Raw genomic sequence first — 21,310 nt, 5'->3', positions numbered from 1 at the left:
TTACTTAATCGTTAAGGTTATGGACATATAATAAAATGAAAACGCTTACCGGTCAAGTTATTTTTACCATGATAAGGAATTTATTTTGTACTCGCTACCTCCCCCATCAACACTCCCTATTTGGCTATCGACCCCCTAAACACTTCAAATCGTTTTCAAAACAAAGAGAGCACCTCGTTCACCCCTAAAAGAAGTGAATAGGTACTCTCTGTTTCATATCCATGGTCAATGGATATCATCTACGCCGGGCAAAGTCCACAAATCTGAACTTGTCCGGGCGATGCCTTGCCTCTGTGAACTGGAATTGACTTGCATCCTCCAGGTAAACCTGACTTCTAACCACAACTACATTGTGGAATCCTTCGAGATCAAGCAATTCCCTATCCTCAGCAGTGGGCTCCTCCACCAATATTTCCTTTTTGGCAAAAGAGATGGTCAGCCCGAGCTCTTCCTCAATGTACTCGAAGATGGAGTCATTACATATTTCCTTGCTCAAACCGGGAATAAGCCTCTGGCTTATATGGTCCTTGTCGAGAATGACATGTTCGCCATCCACTTGCCGTACACGTCTGATCTCCCAGACCTTTTCATTCAGGCCAAAATTGATTTTCTTGAACAAGGCCTGATCAACCTTTTTTTCTTCAAAAACCTTAACGTACGTTTTGGCCCGATGTCCCATTTTTTTAGCCAGTTCCTTGAAGCTGACGAGGCCCGAAATAGGAAAATCAATTTTACGTATATCCAATACAATGGAGCCCTTACCTTGAATTTTCTGAATATAACCTTCTTCAGACAGCATTTTAAGCGCTTTGCGAATTGTCTCTCTAGACGTTTGATAACTTTCCGATAAATCAAGTTCCGAGGGAAGCAGCGTACCTGCTTCAATTTCTCCAGTCCGAATACGAGCTGCAATATCTTCATAGATTCGGATAAATTTATTATTCATCATTCATCACCACTGTCCATTACCCTTTTTTATATCATATTGGCAACCTATTATAACATTAAAAGTCGAATAACGGATAATGTAGCTACTGAGGATGATGAAATGATAAATTTCCATGTGATTCAATCCTAGTTTTTTTACTCCAATTTTGACATGTTAGCCTTACCTTCTATATCAATACTCGTTCCTTTATCATCCATAGTTCGGTTCTCTTCCTCCATAGTTTGACCTTCTTCTATAATACGGATCAGTTTGTTCAGTCGGAAGATCAGGGCTGCGGCTTCAGATCTGCTCAGATGCTGCATGGGTCGGAAACTGCCGTCTTCGTACCCGGTAAGCATGTACATTCCAGCAAGCTCTTCAACCTCTTCTTTGGCCCATTCGGACACATCCATCTGATCCGTAAAAGCACGACGTGAAGTTGCGGATTCCGACTTAATTTTGCGAATAACATTCGCAATGATCTTCGATGCCTGTTCCCGGGTTACCAGCGCATATGGAGCAAATTTACCATTACCCATGCCATGTACCATACCAAGACTTACGGCTGCTTCGATCTCAGGAGCAAACCAATCCTGATCGTTCACATCCCGAAAAGCATGCTGATAATCGGCAGATGTATCCAGACCCATTAATCGCACAATAAGTGCTGTGAACTCAGCTCTTGTAATGGGACGACGGGGTTCGAAGCGGGTTTCACTCACACCTTGAATGATGTTTTGCTCTGCCAGCCATATAATCTGATCTTTATTGAATGTTTGACCAATATCAATGAACTTAACCTCTTTCTTGGCTGTTGTTTCCGCTTTGTCATTTTGCTCAGGTTGAGACACTCCGGACGACTGAACATCCTCCGGTTTAGAGGAAGGTGCAGGTGAACCAGCTCCACTTCCGCTTGGAAGTGGATATGGCAGAGTCACGGCAGTGGCCTGCTGGCTTTCACTTTTTTCCCCGGTTGAATTTTCAGTCCACAATATGACATCATAGCGCTGTCCGCCCGTTAGTCCTGTCCAGATGTAGCTTCGATCTTTTCCACGATAGATCTCCCGCCCACTACTAGAAAGCACGATCGTTTCATTAAAAGATTCCAATTTCCAGCTCAATGCAATGCTGCTTGTGCTCTGGGAGTTCGCTGAAACGGTGAATTCTTCTGAAGGCAATGTCTCGAACTCGGGTACATCGACTGTCTTTCCGTCTCCCGCCTCATTGAAAGGCACAATAGAAAAGTCGGAATAGACCTGGGCACTTTTCAATTCAGTTATATGTATCGATGTTTCCATTGTTGTTGCAATCAGCTCGTCTTCCTGATAGATGCGATAGCCTGCTGCACCAGGAATCATATCCCATATAATATCTGCACCGTGCTGAGCGCGTTCTTCCACTTGAGGTGGAGAAGGAATTTTGCCAGGCAGCGTTACTGCTGTTATATTGAAACCGCCCTCGCTCTTACCGGAAGCATTTACGGTTTTGATGGTATACACATAATTTACACCTGGCTCAAGCCCATGGTCTTTGTAATAAGGCTCTTCAACCGACACTCGGCCGATCTCCGCACCGTCACGTTCAATGATGAATTGCTCAACCCCCTTGACATGGCTCTTTTCGAACTGAAGTTGTATGCTCTCCTGTGTCGAACGATATTCCACTTCCTTGGGAGCTTCCGGTTTGGTCAAGAGTGTATATTCTAGCTTATGAGATGTATCTCCCCGCCCGTTCTCGGTATACAGTTCGATGTAGTAGTTCGTTCCGCCCTGCAGCTCATTTACGATATACTCTTTTTGTTTGCCTCTATACAGCTCAATACCATCCATTAGAACCACAAACGTTTCGTTGAGGTAAGGAAAATCCCACTCCAGTCTGGCATGATCCGTCTCCGGATATAGCTTCATCTCAATAGAATCGACATGAGGCAACGTGAAAAATGAAGCAACGACCATTGGAATTCCATTACCCGCTGTATTATAAGGAACGATCTGTACTTGATCATATTGGGCTGCACTGACTAGCCCCTTAAGGGTAACTTCAGTCAAATCACTCTCTGTAATTGTTGTAAATTCGTCATCCGCTATCATTACAATGTAACCCTCTGCACCTTGAACCTTTGTCCACTTAATCACTGCCTCCGTCTCTTCAATCACGTCTGGATGCAGCGTTTCCGTAATTGTTGCAGGCAGCGTACGCAATTGAACATCAAATCCCGTATCGCTATCGCCGGAAGCATTCGAAGTCTTAACCGTATAAGTGTATCTCTCTCCCGGCGTCAAGTCCTTGTCTTCATAAGAGATACTGTCAGCCGGAATATGGTCAATTTCAATACCATCTCGCAAAATGATCAATTGTTCTGTGCCTCGTGTGGCGCTGCCACTCAGATCCAGCGTTGCCGATTGATCGGTTACCGCAGCAATACTTGCTGTTTGTGGGGATATGGGTTTGGTCAACAAAAGAACCTGAATAGGAGAAGAGCGGTGACCATCCTCATTCATAACTGTAAGTTCAAACGTATACGTTGTGCCATCCAATAAACTGGCGAGATGGTCCAATGGTTCGGACACAGTCTGAACTTCCCCCGTTGTCTGATTGCGAATTTCATATGCGGCTGCTCCCTTTACTGCTTCCCACGCCAGATCAAACGTGTGCGTTCCCTTGATCACTGTAATTCCATCTGGTGATAGTGGCAGAGTTTGAGTTGTTATTCCATAGACAAGGGAAGCACCCGAACCACTTGCATTAACCGCCCGGATCTTGTACGTATATTTCGTGCCGGGCGACAAATCCTCATCTACGAATCGGGTTTCACTCGCATCCATGCGAGCAATCTCTCGCCCATTGCGTTCAATGATGTATTCGTCTGCACCCTTTACCCCTGTTTTGGTAAAATCCAGACTAAGACTGTTTTCCGACACTTCCGTTGCCTTAATCTCAACTGGCTTCTCAGGCAATGTAAGTATGGATATACCCGTCGCTTCGGATGGGGTCCCTTGTCTGTTCACTGCAACAAGTATGTAATGATGCATCGTTCCATCCTCAAGTCCTGAAATAAAGGTCATCAGCTCTGTTCCACGGTAAATCTCTTTGTTCCCCTGCTGAATTACATACTCCGAGGCACCTGCTACCGAATCCCATGACAAGGTGGCTTTATGTACTCCTGGTTCAACAACGATTTCTGAAGGGGCGGTCGGTTTGGATAATCGAATCAAGCTGGCGGACTGACCGACTCCAGACGTGTTCACGGCCTGTACTTCCACTAAATACTCCATACCTGGCAACAATTCTTTAGCCGTATAGGTAAGTCCCGAAGTTCGCCCCACTTCCGTCCCATTGATACTAACAATATAGGATTCGGCTGTATTTACAGATTCCCATTCCACCCCAATACTCGTTTCATCCGTACGTGTTACTTTGAGCCCTTTAGGTCTGGTTGGCAAAGTAAGTAGTTCACCGCTTGTGGGTGCACCATAACCAGCAGCATTCCCGGCCTCCACCTGATACGTATAGTGGCGGCTGCCTGATAACTGATGGACTTCAATCTGTGTATCTGAAATCTCATAACTCTGCCCCTCAAGAACGACCCGGTACTTCGTCGCGCCGGGGACTGCATCCCATCTGAGTGTTGCTCCTGTTTCAGTCGGTTGAACAAAGTGAAGACCTGAAGGACTCTCGGGAAGCGTCGTTCCAGATACTCGATTGGATTGACCTTGTCCACTTCCATTGCCTGCCTGAACGTCCACCTGAACCAACGTTCCCGCAGTCAATCCCGTTAGCAGATATTCATGGGTTCCAGCAAGCAGCGTCTCCCGCTTCTCCCCATTCACAAAGACTTCGTATCGCTCCGCGCCTCTTACAGGATCCCAACTGAGATGCATGCTCGTTGTTGTAGCATTATCTATACTCAAGCTTTCAATGGCCCCCGGCAATGTCAGCAGCTTCTGCAAACTTGTTACTGGACCTTCTCCTGTCTCGTTTGCGGCCAGCAATTCATAGCTATACTCTGTTCCACTATCCAGACCTGCGTCCACATACTCCGTTTCCAATCCTTCGTAGACTCCAGCTCCACTGCGTGAAAGGCTGTAATACGTAGCTGAAGTTACCGTCTCCCATCCCAGAGAGATCTCATGCTCCCGAATCTGCACTGCCGCAAATTCACCAGGTGCTGCAGGCAATGTCAGGAATCCCACCCTGCTGCTTTCTCCCGTACCACTCTCATTCAGTGCTGTGACCGAAATCGTATGAATGCTCCCCGGGACCAGATTGGTCATGTACGGAATATTGGAAGAATCGGAGATCGTCTGATCAAATACAATACTTCCATCCGAAGTTGCAGCCGTGATTCGGTACGTAGTAGCACCTTGAACCGAATCGAAATGTACTTCTGCCAGCTCAGGCTGGGAATCGACTTTTCGAACTTGTAATGATCCCGGTGCCGCGGGGATTGTCAGTGCACGGACAGATACTGCATCACTTATGCCAGTATGGTTTCGAACTCTCACTTCGTAATCATAGACTTGCCCACCACTTAGGGAGTGATCAATGAGCGTATGTTTAGGATAATCCAGTGTCCAGGACTGGCCTGTCGTATGGTTTATGATTTCATACTGATACCCGTCGGTATACCATTCTCCTGTGGGCAGATCCCACGTAAGTTCTGCCGAAGTCTCACTGATCTGTGTAACGCTCGCATTTCCCGGCTGCTGTGGCTTGCGCTGGATCTGATAAGGTGCTGATACGGTCTCATATGTATTCCCTGCCATATCTATTGTTTTCGCATGGATATACCAAATGCCTTCGGATTCAATTGAAATTACAGGCTCATTCGAGCGGGCTTCATTCCAGTTGTCTGGCGATGCGGTACTGTTGGTCACACTGTACAATCGCGAATTCTCATTGATACCCGAATCAGAATCTTCATATTGAACGGTAGCAGATATATTAGTGTCAATCCAGCCTTGTCCATTCGGTGTAAATGTAATCGTTGGAGCAACCTGATCGACATAAGCCGTACGACTGATCTCCTTGCTAACATTCCCGACAGTGTCTCTGGCTCTGGCTCGAATTATGGTAAGACCGTTTGAACTCACTGTACCTGAGTTTCCTACAATATACGGGGCCCCATTCAAACTATATTCATACAAAATGGCATTTTCGTCTACGCTGCCAGCAATCGTAAATTGTACAGCTTCCTTGCTCCAGCCGGACTGACTTAATGTAATAACCGGTTCTGTTGGAGCGGTCTTATCCAATCGAATGAGTGCTTTTGTAACAGTACTTACATTCCCTACCCTGTCAAGCGAGCGCGCATATACTATGGTTTGTCCTTCTTCGGTAACCTTCACTTCTCCAGTGTAATCGATCCAGGGGCCTTGTTCGTTTAGACGATATTGGCTTTTGGCAAGTCCACTGCCTGTATCTTCACCGCTGGTTATTTCAAAGGATACATCCTGATTCGTCCATTCATCAGCACTGAGTGTAATCTTTGGCTCATCAGGCCCTGTCTTGTCGATCCGGGCATTGGCTGAAGTTGACGCACTGACATTAGAGGCCCGATCCACACTTCGCGCCTGAATCTCGGTGATTCCTTCCGTATTGATGGTAAATGGCTCTCGATAATCGACCCAAGTTCCTTCAACTCCAAGTCTATATTGCGTAAGACCCACTCCACTTGCTTCATCCGTACCTGCCGTTAACGTCACCGTTACTGCCGAATGGGTCCACTCCGTCGGATTTAACGAGATGACGGGAGGTGTCGGAGCTGTACGGTCCACTCGTGCTGTAACAGAAGCCTCCTGTCCTGTATTGCCAAATGCATCTATGCTGCGTGCAATAATGAGTGTATTTCCTTCAGAAGCAACCGTAATGGGAGCAGTGTATTCCTTCCATTCTCCCCCAATCCCCAGCTTGTACTCAGTCTTCTGTACACCACTTAAGGCATCCGAGCCTGCTGTAATCGTAACCAGAACATCTTCCTTGGTCCAAGAAGAAGGATTTACTGCTATCGAGGGAGCAGTGGGACCGGTTGTGTCCTTTGTGATCTGACCTGCAGAGGTAAATGCAGTCTGTATGCCTTCTCCATTCAGTGCTGCTACATATACGTTATATAATCCGTCTGCAAGTCCAGTTAACGCAAGTTCAGTCCGAGTTGATGAAGTTGTACCCGATGCAAGCACTTGTCCGACGGAGTTACGTATTTCCTTTTTGTAACTCGTTCCCGCAGGATTGCCATTGTTGTTCCAACTAGCCGTAACGGAGTTACTTGACTGGCTCACAGCTGCATCGCTTGGTGCATTGGCTAGTGTAAATTTGCTAGCTGGACTTGAATACCCCGTATACGAACCCACTGTATTTTTAGCGCGCACAGCAAAAGAATATTGAGTATTCGGTGTAAGCCCGGTCACCTGCCGACTATTTGTTGTCCCCGTATCAAAGGTTTGATTCGTCGTTACATTTTTCAGTTCATACGTCACGGAAGCATCATTCGCCTTTTTGTCCCAGTTGACCGTCAGATTATTATTGTTAACAGATGTAAATGACGTTGTTCCCGGAACAACGAAACTTTTCACCGTGAAGTTGACAGTGCTCGCAGAGGAGACCCCTCCCTTGTCATCCATTACCCACACCTGCAACGTATGTGCGCCATCTGCTAGCGTGTCTGGCAATGTGTAATTCGTGTTAAACGACTGATTGGAACCTGTAGCCGTCATCTGTGTCAACATGTTTTCGGAGCCTCCGTCGATTGACCATTTGACAGTCAGAAGATCTCCCACATCCGTATCCCGGGTTGTACCGGATATTTGAAGCTGTTCTCCTTTGTAATAGGTCTGGCCAGAAGACGGTGCCGATAGTGCAAATGAAGGCGGTGCATTTTTGGGACCAATCCCCACAATCGTCGAAAATTTGCGTGAAGCCTGGTTCGCGGTTGCTTTGCCGTTCCACCAAAACTGCGCAGCAGTATCCGTTGCGGTAACGGTCTGCCCTGGCGTAAAGGAAGATGGAGAAGAACCACCTGTCAGCTGCGCATTGTCCGGGCTATTGTACTGCCCCATGAAAATGCGATCTGCGTCCACAACGTTATACGTGTTGGCATAAAAAGCAGTTACCTGAACACCTCCACTGTAATTGCGCCAGCCGTTCTCAATCACTTCAAACGGAGAAGCATCGTTGCCATTCACCATCGTATCCCAATAGAACGTACCTCCCAGATTCAGCGTAGAGCCGCTGCGGTTAACAGCCTCCAGCTCCACCTTCATATAACCGCCCTGAGATGTGGCATTAACGATGGACACGCGCAAAATATACTCTACGTTGTCTTTCTGCCTGGACATTTCGATTACATTATTATTGATTCGATAATAATTAAGGGGCAGCGACTTAAAATTAACGGGTGTTCCGTTATGATCAATAATGGTGGATACATTCCCGGTATCGCCACCGTAGAATACGTTTGTATTAGGAAGCAACACAATTCTATATTTGCCATCACTATTCATCTCCACTTTCACCTTGGAGGATTGAACAGCCTTCATGCTGGAAGTATCGGATACAATACTGATGGTTTCCACAGCTTCAGCCATAATGGCCGTTGAACCCCATTCGACCAGCAAGGCTTGGGGTGACAGCAGAGCAAATGCAAGTACCACTTTGGTAAGCTGCTCGGCCTGTTTTTTAATACGCTTCTCAGATTTCTTCAACGTCTGCTCTCCTTTTCTGCACACAAAAAAAGGAGGCACCCCAACAAAGGAACAAAGTCCTCTGTTGGGGTGCCTCCCCTAACAAGTGTCATTTTTTCTTGATTATAACGATTCGAATAACGAAAGTAAATACTTAATAATGCTGAATATTGTCAATTACGAACGATTGATTGATTATAACGTATGGCTGAGAAACCACTTGTACAATTCCGGGTTGTCATACGTTTCGGTCCAAGCATCATGATTACCTTCAGGATATATCGTCAGCTTCACATCCGCGTTCAACGCTTCAAGCGCATGAACAATTTTCTCGGATTCCGTAACATAAACGATGTCATCCTTGGCACCATGGAATGCCCAGATCGGTATATTATGCAGTTCTTCCGCTTTGGAAGGGTCTGCTCCCCCACATACAGGAGCCAATGCAGCAAATGTATTGGGGTAAAACAGTGGCAGATCCCAAGCACCATACCCGCCCATACTCAGACCTGTAAGATACACCCGGTTCGGGTCAGCAGCTTCGTTTTCCAAAACATGTTCCAGAAGAGCCATAACAGCTTCGCGATGCATACCCCAAAATTCGTCCACAGGACATTGCGGTGAAATCACGATAAACGGGAAACTTTTGTCCTGATCGGCAATAAGCGGAACCCCGTGTGCTTTAAGCTTTTCCAGATCATTTCCACGTTCTCCAGAACCATGAAGAAACAAAATGACAGGCCATTTCTGGTCCGCAGCAAGCGGTTCCTCCGTCTCGGGAATGTGCAGTAAATAGTCCAAAGTGACGGTTTTGGTGATTTCCTTTACCAGTCGATGCCCGGTTTGGGACATATGCTCGCCTCACTTCTCATCTCTAATTTTCAGCAACGCTTCATCCAATACTCCAACCACCTTGTCACACCATGCATCAAATTCGGGATCTTCGGTCTGCAATTCAGGATGTGCAAGAATATATTCTATGGTGCTCCGGATTCCTTGATCGGCCCTGATCGTTGCCACAAATTCTGGAACAAGCCTTTTTAGCTTACTGTTATCAAATACAACCGTATTCGCCTTGTCTCCCAGCAGACCGCCTCGAAGATCCTGATCACTGCACGCCGCCAAAAACTCGGAAGATACATGAACCGCATGAAGCTTGACACCAAGCACTCCTGCAATAATCTCATAGATCTGATTCCAGGTTACTGACTCGTCCGAGGTAATATGTACCGATTCACCAATGGCGTGAATATTGCCCATAAGGCCAATAAATCCTTTGGCAAAATCACTGTTATGCGTTATGGTCCAGAGAGATGTACCATCTCCATGAATGAGTACGGGTTTATTTTCACGTATGCGCTTGAGGACCTGCCAGCTTCCCTCTGCCCCGTGTACACCGAGAGGTACAGAACGTTCACTATACGTATGGCTTGGACGCACAATGGTTACCGGAAATCCTTCTTCACGATACTGTTTCATCAAATAGTCTTCACATGCAATTTTGTTGCGCGAATATTCCCAATACGGATTGGATAAAGGCGTACCTTCCGTGATCCGATAATCAGCAAGTGGTGTCTGGTAGGCAGATGCCGAACTGATAAATATAAATTGCTTCGTTTTGTCTTTGAACAAACGGTAATCTCTCTCCAGCTGGGAAGGTACAAACGCGATAAAGTCTGCGACAACATCGAACTCCAGGTCGGCAATCAGCTCCGCAACCCGCGCTTCATCGTTAATATCGGCTTGCAGCACTTTGATTTGCGCAGGCAAATTATCATTTTGATTACCCCGGTTGATCAAATAAAGTTCACAGCCTTGCTTCGCAAGCTGATCGGTAATTGCTGTACTGATGGTACCTGTTCCTCCAATAAATAGCGCTTTCATATTTGGCCACCTCCAGATGAAATTGATCACTAGTCCATGATATCACGCACACAAAAGAGGAGCAAAGATTCAATTGAAGAATCTTTGCTCCTGTCCACTATATGACCTTAACCGTTCCGTAAATCATGTACATGCCACAGTGAATTTCATATTCCCCAGGCTGGAGATCTTTGTCCAAGGTGTAGTAATTATCACCCTTTTGCATGTACATATCCATGCCAAGCTTACTTGATGCCACCGATTTAACGTGTGTGACCTGCCGAGTAAGAATAAAGTTGATTTTGGTAGGGACTCCGGATTTAACTTCAATAACATCAGGTTCAAAACCGTCATTGCTTACGTTAACATTAACAACTTCATATCCCTTCAAGTCCTCCGGCGTCTCGGCTTTGGCCGTTACGGCACTTCCTGAACCTGGGGACATGTCCTTGCCCATAAAATACACCATAAAAGATCCAAGCAGCACAACTACAGTAATTCCTAGCGTAAGCCAAGGCCAGGTTTTGCTAATCCAGCTTTTCATCTCAACGCTCCTCTGTCTATGTTCCCATTCTATTGCAACTCTTCTTCAGCATACCCCATCCGGTTAAAATTGAAAATGACTCGAATGGGCCATATCGATGGGACGTCACTTAGCCCAATAAATATATTCATCAAAAAAAGAGCCTGAATCACTCAGGCTCTTTCAGTTATAGCTATTGTCTTTATCATTCTATCTAATCCCACTCAGGAATATAGAGGTGTATTTCGACTTCGTCTCATCCGCAACTTATAAATCTCTGGCAGCGCTACACCAATTAGTACCACAATAACCCCGATCCATTGCAATGGGCTCACATGCTCGTGAAGCACAATGGCTGAGAGCAGCACCGCGATTGGGAGCTCAACTGCACCAAGAATTCCGGCCATGTCGCCCCCAATATGAGGCACACCTACTGCGAACAGTACTGGTGGGATAAAAGCTCCGAAGAAGCCAAGCAACAATCCGAAGACAAGCAGCTGGCTCCAAATCAATCCGTTAAACAGGAACGTCGGCGGGAACAGGATGCACAGCAAGACCAGACCTCCGGTCACCATCCATGCACTGCGAAAAGCCGGATGTGCTGATGGAACCGCTTTACCACTGAACATTACAAACAGGGAGTAACTTACAGCCGCCATTAAGCCAAGCGCTATGCCCAAGCCGTTAAACTCTCCGAGTCCCTGTTCCAGGAAACCTGCTGCCAGCAATGTTCCGCCAAACAGGATAATCAAAGTCAGGAACGTTACTTTGTCAGGACGCTGACGTTTGCTCACGGCCTGAATCAATACGCTAATCCACGTAAATTGGAACAAAAGAATAATGGCAAGTGACGCGGGAATGTATCGTAAAGACTGATAATAGACAAGACCGGTAATCACCGTCGGCGTCCCTGCAGCCATCAATATCAAACGTTGCTTCCACGTTAATTTCTGAAATGCTTTTGCCACGGCAGCTGATGTTTTTCCATCTGCCTGTGATTTCCGTTTCATTCTAAACTTCGAGTATAATGCCAGCATCCAGGACAGGATGAAGCCCGTGATCAGCTGTGTGCCCACGACCTCTCCAAGTTTGTACCCTTCGCCGTAAGCCAGAACCACAATTGTGGATAATATGCCATAGCTCATCGCTCCTGCGAGAACGGACAGATAATATTTCATTGTAGATAAACCTCCTGATGATCGAAAAATGCGTCCGCATGTTTGATCCATGCCAAGGTCACAGACACCATCCAAATGCAAAAATCCTAACTACGAGCAAGGAATACAATGATTCCTGGCATCGTAGTTAGGAAGTATAGGCTTCCCGTAGAGACCCTCGCCCTGTGTACACTTTCGGCCTGCGAGGTTATACGAAATGAAATATGCATTTGTTGTTTGCGATTCGTGTGTGACGACTTTTCATATATTACATGGCAGGTGAGGTGGTGTCAACCCTGATTCACAATTTAAATTTTTTAAATTCAAATTAAAAACAAAAAACATACGTTATTACGTCATTTTATAGATGAAGAATCCCATGTTAACGTTTGCTGCAATCCTTCTTTGAGACCATTTAAATCCAATCCATCCACTGCAAAGGCCTCTCGGATCAAAGGAGGAGCCACAAATTCATCGTATTTACCAAGATACGGTGCTTCATCTTCTGAAAGTAACGTAGATGCGTCTTCCGCTGTTCGACATTCACTCATGATCTCGGCCAAAAGTGTGCGACCATCCACTTTGCCTGACACGACAAAATAATAAGGCTCCATAGGTACAACAGATCGCAAGGCAAGTTTGTCAGACAAATTGTGCTTCATTAAACGTTCCAGTGTGCGGAAAGACTTGCTTCCCACCCAAGGTAATACATACAAGGAATCTCCTCCAGCTGGAATGACAACCTGTTTCAGCAACCCACTTTCACGTGCAAGTCGACGGGCGCGTTCCAATCGATTTACCGCTTGCGGAGACAGATACGGATATATCACCGTGTCGGACAGTACTTCACGCATTTTCTGGACGACCGTCGTATGAATGTCCCCACCCGCACCCAGCCATAACGTATCCACTTTGCCTTTGGCCGCCTTCACATACACAGATTTATGCTTGTGATCGACCTCTTCCACTTTCCACAGTTTCCCGGCAAGAGAGAAACAGTATCCAGGAGGCGGCACGGTTGTAATCGACCCGATCTCCTCGGAACCGTTCAGCACTTTGTGCTCTTCATCATCTTTGAACACCGCATAAAAGCGATAGTTATTGACGGTTTTCTCACCCGTAAGCCCGATGATTAAAGTCCGATCTTCTGTCCATTGCAGATGATCAGTCTCAATCAGATAATTTAGAAAAATCTGATATTGATCTGCACGAATCTCCTTGAATGGTGCGAGCGAAAGCATGGCCTCAGCCAATTCTTTGGGTTCAGCCTCCCCCATGCTTTTCAGTATGCTCATCGTCTGATGATAGAGCACACCCATCGGCATCTTCCGGGCCTCAAGTGGTTCAACCCACTTGGTCTTTACATACAATTCAATAACAGCAATAGCCCGCATGAGTGTCCATGGCATCCGAGCAGGCAATTGAGCTTCCTCATCCTCTTCTTCCGGACATACAAATAGCATCTCGGAAGCCATATCCTCACGCCTGCCTGACCGTCCAAGGCGCTGAACAAAGCTCGATGCACTATAAGGTGCTCCAAGCTGCACAACTCGCTCCAGTTCACCCAGGTCAATCCCCAGTTCCAACGTTACGGTAGCCGCAGCTACTGCTGGCCCTGATCCGGTTCGTAAGGCGGCTTCGGTCTCTTCTCTCAACATGGCGGAAATGCTCCCATGATGAACATGGAATACGTCCCGCTCCTGTCTCCGTGCGGCGACACGCCGCATCTCAAGTATAGTGACTTCGGCATCCGTTCGACTATTGGTGAATATCAAAGCTTTTTTGCGATGTGTACTCTCATATATGAAGTCGTAATAGACTTTACGTGCGTTATGCAGATGTTCCGCCTGTTCTTCATCCCGTGCATCTGGAAACGAAAAATGCTCCACCCGCAAACGCAGCTTGCGACCACCGGGGGAAGAAACCACATCCACCCCCTGATTAGTTCCAGCAGCGAGCCAGGCTGTAGCAGCATCATAATCACTTAGTGTCGCAGATAATCCCACTCTTCTCGGTTTACATCCAGCCATACGTTCAATTCGCGCCAGCTCACTCAGTACCTGAATGCCTCGATCCGCTCCCATGAATGCATGAACCTCGTCAATGATGACATATCGCAGATCATGAAATAGCGCCGGAATGGCATTGGGACGATTCATCAGCAAACCTTCGAGCGATTCAGGCGTAATCTGAAGCACACCGGATGGACTTCGCATGAGACGTGTTTTCTCTGCCTGAGGCACATCTCCATGCCAGTGCCATACCGGAATATTACCCTCGGACAGTAGGTCCTTTAGTCGCTCGAATTGGTCATTAATCAGTGCCTTAAGCGGCCCGATGTACAAGATGCCCACGGATTTGGAGGGCCGTTCATGCAGCTCCGTCAGTGCAGGAAAAAAAGCCGCCTCCGTCTTGCCGGAGGCTGTACCTGCCGCAATCAGCATATGATGCGGGGTATGAAAGCAAATATTACAAGCTTCAATCTGGGCAGACCGAAGTGATTCCCATCTTTTTTTATAAATAAATTCCTGTACAAAAGGGGCCAGTCGATAGAAAGGGTTCTCACTCATAATTCAAACTCCGCCAGAAAATCATCCAAATCATCAGCAGATGATGAAGAATCCGTTCCTTTTCCTGCTTCCTGCGGTTTGACTGCTCGCTCACCAAGTAATTGAACATAGGCCACTTCAGGATTCTGATGGAGCGTGTGCAGCACATCCATGAAGTCCCGTACCACTTCACGTGTGGTCAGTAACTCATCCGCGCCGAGCCGGTTGACCGCTGTTTGCATAAAATCAACTAAATCCTCGTCTGTTAGACTAGCACTATATCCAAAATGCAGGGCATGTATCTGACGTAGCTTCTGCAACAGAATCAAAATCTCTTCATGGGACAACATCGAAAGTTTCAGGATCGGTCCGGTGTAATTCGCATATTCTCTTGCCGCATAGCGGCCATCAATGAGTCTCGAACGAAGTGCTTCATAACTGAAGAGTCCGCGTCTTTCATCTTCCACAAATTGTGGTGTGCCGCCTACAAAGATACCAAGGTGTTCTGCTTTACCCTGCATCGTATCATTGAACATGGTAAGCAGCTTCTCGTAGTTGCTTTGCCGGGATATGCTGTTTGTAATTTTGTACAGATTCACCGCTTCATCTATGAACAACAGCAGTCCTTTGTAACCGATCCGTGCCGTAAATTCGGACCATAATTTGAAGTAGTCATACCAGTTATCATCATCAATGATGACGCCGACAGCCAGCTCTTTCTTGGCTTCCGTCTTGGTTGCAAATTCCCCTCTCAACCAGCGCAGCGCCGCTTGTTTGCGGTCATCATCCGACAATTTATAGCCGTTCCAGTACGAAGCTAGCACCTTGGCAAAATCGAATCCATGCACCAAATTCTGCATTTCGTTTGTCACCGCATAGATCTGCTTCTCGACTTCAGCAGGAAGAGCAGGATCATCCGGGCGCAAGCCCTGACTTTGCATCGCTTGCTGCTGAAGACCAGCGATCCATTTTTGCAAAATCGGTTCCAGTGCCCCGCCATCCGGACGTGTACGAGTAGACAGACGAGTCATCAGCTCACGGTATGTTGCAAGCCCCTGACCTTTGGTTCCCACCAGTCTGCGCTCAGGTGACAAGTCGGCGTCCGCCACAACAAATTCCCGATCCATCGCATAGTTACGAATCATCTGTAACAGAAAACTTTTTCCGCTTCCATACCTTCCTGTAATCAGCTTAAAAGCTGCCCCGCCTTCCGCAATGTTGTCCATATCCCGTAAGATCGCGTCCACTTCAGACTTCCGACCAACAGCAATCTGCTCCAGTCCGATTCGTGGCACAACGCCCGCTGTCAACGAATTCACTAGTGCGGTAGTCAGCCGCTTCGGTATTTTAAGTTCTGCCACTGCCCAATCACCTCTTCACATGTTCAAACACATTTATATAATCCGAAACCATCCGATCACCTTCAATCAAAAGGTCACCAATCGTTTCCATGGCCATATCATTAATTTCATCCAACAGGAGTGTAGGCATCGTGCCGTATTGCTCAGCCACCCGCATCAGCTCCGTATCCGGGTTGACGCCAAGCAAGGCGTGAATTGCCTGTACATGCTGCTGAGATAGCATTTCAGAAAACTGTATCCACTCTTCATCCAGATCAGCAGAAAAATCCGCCTCCCATTGTAATGATAATGGCTCGTTAATCCCGTTTTCTTGTCCTCCATCAGTATTAAGCGCTCCCTCAACGTCAACCTCCTGTTGGTTAGACTGCTTAGCACTTTCAGCTTCTTCCGTTGAATTCTGGATCACGGTAGTGGGTAGGCTGCTCACATTGTTTGCATCCTCATCTTCGGAGGTATGATTTTCTTCGATCATGAGTGCTCTGCGCACATATTCGCTTTCCTTTTGCAGCGAAGCAAGTTTCTCTGCATCAATCCGGACTATCGGTTGCTCTACAACTGGCATTTGCTCGACTGCAAATGCCTTGTCCAGGTAACGTTCAATCACTTTTGCAAGCTCAGGTTCAAGCGTCTTTCCACGAAGTCGCCCTCTGAAACCGAGCAGTTCACGGCATTTATTTTCCGTGCATCGAAAAACTCGGGTTACAAACTGGACAAAATCTGCATGCTCTCCAATCGGAACATATGTCATTTGAACCGATTTTCCATAAATGGATTCGTCATATACAGCTTTTCGAAACAGCGTACGTTCGATAGTCCTTTCATGATTTAACTCAAACTGATCCAATATGCCTGCCTTGCGTGTACGCAGTAGATAAGAATCCACCAAAACCATAACTCGGGGAATGTACTGTTCCAGAACCTTCATACCGCCATCTCTGTAAAATTTACTGAGCGTAATGTCGTAGTCATAATATCTTTGTAACAACTTCAGCGAGATATCCGATATATTGCTGCTCAATAGCCGTTGCAATTCCATATCCAGAATCTCCGGTGGAAGATAACCACTCGAAAGCTCCACCATCTCGGATAATGACATGTTCAACTCATGGACTAGATCATAATCAATAATCCAATCCTGCATGTACACATCCAACTGCGGAAGCCGTTCACGATAGTTGATCCATAGTTCTTTTAATTGGTCGTAACCTTCCTCAGGTTCCTGCCAACCAATTCCGTTTATCAGTTCATAAATATGAACAAACAGATAGGACAGATCCGTATCAGGGAAACGTCCTTGCCGGACTTCCGTCCTCCAATACATATACCACTTGCGCTGGGGTTCGTTCATTACACCATAAGTCGGCCAATAACTCATAAAAGGAACAAAGGGAGCCTGCTCCCCTTCCACTTCAATGAGTTGCCTTGCTTCCTCTACAAACCTTTTCTCAGAAGACAATATGTCGCCAGGTAATCTTATATCAAAATCAGCACGGACAATCGTTGAACGATCAGGAACCGGGACTGCCGCTGTGATAGGCTCTTCGCTCAGATCTATCTCCATAAATTCCAGTTGTCTTGAATCCTCTTTCATTGAATTCCGTTTCACCGTCCTCTGCGTGTGAATACGAACAAGTGTATCCATATTCATCATTATAACACTTGTCCTGTGCCTGCGGTGATGAAAATAATACTTTCCTAATTAGCAGAAAAAAGAAAGACATTCAAACTGATATCCAGTTTAAATGCCTTCCCTCTATACCATTTTGCTGCACCCTTTACAGTAAGGCTAGTAAAACCTCGTATCAAACCATGATAGCCCGATTTTTCCCGTCACTCTTGGCTTGAGCAAGGGCCTGACTGGCTTTTTCAATCAGATTCGACATCATCAGCTTTTCTTCAGGAACCATTACCGCACCGCCAACGCTAACAGTGACCACGTCACTCGGGCTGGACAGATCTCTCTGAATTTGAAGTGCAAGCACATGTTGTCTGATTTCTTCGGCAAGCTCCGCTGAACGTTCTGATGTTGCATTCTTCAGTTTCAACATGAAGGTTCCTCCCCGAAGACGGGAGATGATGGCATCATTCTGCTCACTGACCACCGCCAGCACTTCTCCAATCCACTGCAGGCACAGATCACCACCTTGAAGTCCATAAGATGCATTATATGAACGGAAATCATCGATATCTATAATAAACAGTCCCAAACTGCATTTCTCCTGCAAACATTCATTCCAATCATCCTGAAGTTGAGATTGGAATATGGTTTGAAGCGGCATGTCTGTTAACGGATCTGTATTGAGATAGTTCTGGAGCTGACTGGTTGTCTCCGTATAATGATCCTGATCATGATTCGATGCGCCACCGTTCAGAAGGACCATCACTGAGGGGTTGCCTGCATGTGTAACAGAAGCCAGTGTAATCTCAAGCAGCAGGGACGTGCCCGTTGCTGTGGTGAAGTACGCCTGGTTAATAAACAGACGCGTATTATTGAGCTTCAGTTCCTCCAGGTTTTGCTGCAAAATCGTTTTCGTCTTATCAGGCACAAATTCCCTGAAATCCTTGCCGATGAGATGTTTGGAGTTTTCATAGCCAAGCAATTCAGCTGCCTTGTTATTGCAATAAATAACGAACCCGTCCGTCAACGTAAAAAACGCCACCGGGGAAAACTCCATCAACTGTAAGTAGCGCTGCTCATTTTGTCGCAAAATACGTGCATTCTGCAACGCCTGCTCCTCTGCCTGAACAAGCTGGTTCTCCGTTTGACGGCGTACGATGCTTTTGAGCAATGGAAGCACATTCAGCTCCTTCGTTGTCCACAGGTAGGAGGTCGATTGGACAATCTCTCTCCATTTCTCGAAGGATTTCCGGGGGGACAGACGCATGCCATCATCGGTTTTGATCACGGCTTTGGCTGGATCACCTGCCCAATCCACAAGCTGAACCACTTCAGGCCGGAACCAGATGATATAATGATGCTGCCCAGGGGATATGGCCACATAAACAATACCCGATGCTTTTTCCTTGTAAGCTTTAGCAGGATCATACTCCAAACTCAGCTTGGAGGTGTGATAACTGTAATCTTCCGACTTGCCCGCTAGCCATGCTGCCAATTCACGTACTTGCTCTCGTGCCGGTGTATCGCCATATAACAGCAGCTTGTCCTGATAACAGATCGCAGCTCCCGAAGCATCCATCAAACTCAATAAGGTCTGCTCTTCGCCCTGCAATTCCTCAATAATCCTCACTGGACTTGTATTCCCAATGAAAATATTGGAAATTTGGGTAGCCGCTTCACGTGACCTGATCTCAGCCTGATATTCATCCAGCTGCTGACGTTGAAACAGTTCACTTGAGAAGAATGAACCCAAGAAGTTACACAAGTTACGAACACGATGGGGGATATATCTGGCTGAATAATGATGACATGTAATCAGGCCCCATAGTTGGTTGTCATGAATCAGAGAGATGGTTACGGTTGCTCCGACACCCATGTTCTGCAAATACTCAATATGCAACGGGGATACACTCCGCAGAACCGACAAGCTCAGATTAAGCGGTTTGCCCGTCAAAGGTTGAAGCAGGGGAACGATCTCCACAGGTGTATAATTCACGTTCACGATGGTGCGCAACCAATTACGCAGGTATAACTCGCGTGCCTGTTTGGGAATATCTGACGCTGGATAATGGTGCCCGAGAAACGGTTCGAGCTCTTCCTCACGTGCTTCTGCGACGACCTTTCCATTCCATTGTTCGTCAAATTCATAGATCATAACCCGGTCATACCCGAGCATTTCCTTCACTTGTTCGGCTGCTACTTGACTCGCTTCCACCCGATTATCAGTACTTTTAAGTCGGCTGAAGAAGCTGGAAATCCACTCAAAATCATTCCCTTCCATATTTCCTTTTTCATAGGAAGGCTCCATTTCCAAAATTAACAGGCCTTCACTCTCATGAATGACAGAAGTGAAGACCTGCTCATTTCCAGATACGTTAATCGTGAGATCCATATATTGCAGGTCTGATGTTACAGATGCACTGAAGGTGCGTGCCAGTACCTGCCTTATATTATCCTTGCCAATCAGATGTTCGAGTGGAAGGCCCAGCACCTCTTGCGTAGTAAGACCGAGATGTTCCTCCGTATTTTGGCTGCATTGTACAATAGTCGGTATATTGTTGGTGCTCACAGCCAAGAGCACACCATGAGGTTGAATGAAGCCGGGGATATGAATGGGTTCTTTGTCGCAATTGTTTAGATCAATTGGATCATTGGTGTACGTACCTTGATTGAGCAATGTACGGTTAAGCAAATTATTTTCTTTCTTGGACTTCGATTCGGGCATAGCCTGAAAAATCCCCTCTCATGATGTGATAACTCTATTTTCAACTTACAGATTATCCGTATTTGTATTGATCCATTGATCAAGTAATCGGAATGTTTCCGAAGCCGTGTGCACCATGATGTCGTGATCTTCTTCCCCCGTGATGGATTGACGCAGTAGTTCCGTGAACTCTGCCCATCTCGTTCTGGTTTCCGTACCGTAGGCATTAAAATATTCCAACCCCCGATCTGCTTCAATCGGCAGGAACTGCGACAAACGTTTGGTCATGATCTGACCTCCGTTCGTAGATCCTTCAATGACATATAAATAACCGAACAACCTTGCTGGTGTCGATATATCAGGAAGATCCTTACATAAAGGAACCTGTCTGATTTCCTCTTCACTGGCGCCCAGATTCCGCAGGTCATTTTCAAGCAAATTTGCTTTTCCTCTAATCCCGATATCCAGTCCCGTGCTTTCCCAGAAAGGCTGCTGTACAGCTTGTTCTTCCAATGGTTTCAGGAACCCGTAAAATTTCTCCAGATATTTCTTATACTCTCCCAAGCTAACGGTTTGATTCATAATAGCCTTGGCATACTCGTTCTGTTCCACTTGTCTGTGATAATGAGCTGTCTCACTCTTCAGACGTTCCATAATGGTACTGGCTGTCATGTAATCATCGCCCTTCTAAGTCGGATCTCTTCATCAGAATTAAGACTTATACTTAACTGAATGTTCAGTGTAGGTTAGAATGGATACTCCATTTCATCTAGATAAAGACTCTATGTAAGTATACTTTTTCTTGTACGAGAAAACTATATGAATCCAGCATCGTTACATCTTTATTACGTTTGTTCGATTATACTAACCAGCTTGAACTCTTTAATTCTATTTTATAGGAAATAGTAAAGACGACCCCTGACATATA

General features: G+C 46.3%; 11 protein-coding genes. All 11 read right to left on the bottom strand.

All coding sequences use genetic code 11. From position 1 onward, the window contains the following. Window positions 1–235: 235 nt before the first annotated feature. The 11 genes from treR to BUA17_RS03575 all read right to left on the bottom strand — a co-directional run bounded on the left by treR (window position 236) and on the right by BUA17_RS03575 (window position 21,054). A complete protein-coding gene (gene treR / locus BUA17_RS03625; RefSeq protein ID WP_079694432.1) occupies window positions 236–946 on the bottom strand; it encodes a trehalose operon repressor in 711 nt (236 codons plus the stop codon). A 137-nt stretch (window positions 947–1,083) separates the two neighbouring features. Continuing rightward, entirely contained in the window at window positions 1,084–8,628 is a 7,545-nt protein-coding gene (locus BUA17_RS03620) for a fibronectin type III domain-containing protein (protein WP_072732625.1), read from the bottom strand. A gap of 174 nt (window positions 8,629–8,802) precedes the next feature. Continuing rightward, window positions 8,803–9,459 (bottom strand): carboxylesterase family protein, encoded by a 657-nt coding sequence (locus tag BUA17_RS03615; RefSeq protein ID WP_063563494.1) that lies wholly within the window; start codon window positions 9,457–9,459, stop codon window positions 8,803–8,805. 9 nt (window positions 9,460–9,468) lie between these two features. Beyond that, on the bottom strand, window positions 9,469–10,491 hold the full coding sequence (locus tag BUA17_RS03610) for an SDR family oxidoreductase (RefSeq protein WP_063563493.1): 1,023 nt from the start codon (window positions 10,489–10,491) through the stop codon (window positions 9,469–9,471). A 97-nt stretch (window positions 10,492–10,588) separates the two neighbouring features. After that, window positions 10,589–11,014, bottom strand: a complete 426-nt coding sequence (locus BUA17_RS03605; protein WP_063563492.1) for a cupredoxin domain-containing protein — start codon at window positions 11,012–11,014, stop codon at window positions 10,589–10,591. A 203-nt stretch (window positions 11,015–11,217) separates the two neighbouring features. Further along, window positions 11,218–12,171 carry an EamA family transporter gene (locus BUA17_RS03600; protein ID WP_064638771.1) on the bottom strand — a complete coding sequence of 318 codons (954 nt, stop codon included), beginning with the start codon at window positions 12,169–12,171 and terminating at the stop codon, window positions 11,218–11,220. Between the two features lie 335 nt (window positions 12,172–12,506). Next, complete coding sequence (locus tag BUA17_RS03595) at window positions 12,507–14,720, bottom strand: DEAD/DEAH box helicase (protein ID WP_072732624.1); 2,214 nt, start codon at window positions 14,718–14,720, stop codon at window positions 12,507–12,509. Further along, window positions 14,717–16,060, bottom strand: coding sequence for an ATP-binding protein (locus tag BUA17_RS03590; protein ID WP_072732623.1), 1,344 nt, complete (start codon window positions 16,058–16,060; stop codon window positions 14,717–14,719). Before BUA17_RS03590 ends, BUA17_RS03595 begins: the two co-directional genes overlap by 4 nt. A gap of 7 nt (window positions 16,061–16,067) precedes the next feature. Then, window positions 16,068–17,711: a TerB N-terminal domain-containing protein gene (locus BUA17_RS03585; RefSeq protein WP_072732622.1), complete on the bottom strand. Its 1,644-nt coding sequence runs from the start codon at window positions 17,709–17,711 to the stop codon at window positions 16,068–16,070. A gap of 151 nt (window positions 17,712–17,862) precedes the next feature. After that, window positions 17,863–20,403, bottom strand: a complete 2,541-nt coding sequence (locus tag BUA17_RS03580) for a diguanylate cyclase domain-containing protein (RefSeq protein WP_072732621.1) — start codon at window positions 20,401–20,403, stop codon at window positions 17,863–17,865. 45 nt (window positions 20,404–20,448) lie between these two features. Then, entirely contained in the window at window positions 20,449–21,054 is a 606-nt protein-coding gene (locus BUA17_RS03575) for a biliverdin-producing heme oxygenase (RefSeq protein WP_063563486.1), read from the bottom strand. Window positions 21,055–21,310 lie beyond the last annotated feature (256 nt).

This window comes from Paenibacillus sp. ov031, assembly GCF_900143165.1.
In the GTDB taxonomy this organism is placed as follows: Bacteria; Bacillota; Bacilli; order Paenibacillales; family Paenibacillaceae; genus Paenibacillus; species Paenibacillus marchantiae.
This window is presented reverse-complemented; position numbering and strand designations above follow the sequence as displayed.

Excerpts from the sequence above, each read along its gene's own strand:
- BUA17_RS03605 (WP_063563492.1), bottom strand. The coding sequence starts at position 11,014 with ATGAAAAGCTGGATTAGCAAAACCTGGCCTTGGCTTACGCTAGGAATT.
- BUA17_RS03585 (WP_072732622.1), bottom strand. The coding sequence starts at position 17,711 with ATGATGAATATGGATACACTTGTTCGTATTCACACGCAGAGGACGGTG.
- BUA17_RS03575 (WP_063563486.1), bottom strand. The coding sequence starts at position 21,054 with ATGACAGCCAGTACCATTATGGAACGTCTGAAGAGTGAGACAGCTCAT.
- BUA17_RS03595 (WP_072732624.1), bottom strand. The coding sequence starts at position 14,720 with ATGAGTGAGAACCCTTTCTATCGACTGGCCCCTTTTGTACAGGAATTT.
- BUA17_RS03600 (WP_064638771.1), bottom strand. The coding sequence starts at position 12,171 with ATGAAATATTATCTGTCCGTTCTCGCAGGAGCGATGAGCTATGGCATA.
- BUA17_RS03610 (WP_063563493.1), bottom strand. The coding sequence starts at position 10,491 with ATGAAAGCGCTATTTATTGGAGGAACAGGTACCATCAGTACAGCAATT.
- treR (WP_079694432.1), bottom strand. The coding sequence starts at position 946 with ATGAATAATAAATTTATCCGAATCTATGAAGATATTGCAGCTCGTATT.
- BUA17_RS03615 (WP_063563494.1), bottom strand. The coding sequence starts at position 9,459 with ATGTCCCAAACCGGGCATCGACTGGTAAAGGAAATCACCAAAACCGTC.
- BUA17_RS03580 (WP_072732621.1), bottom strand. The coding sequence starts at position 20,403 with ATGCCCGAATCGAAGTCCAAGAAAGAAAATAATTTGCTTAACCGTACA.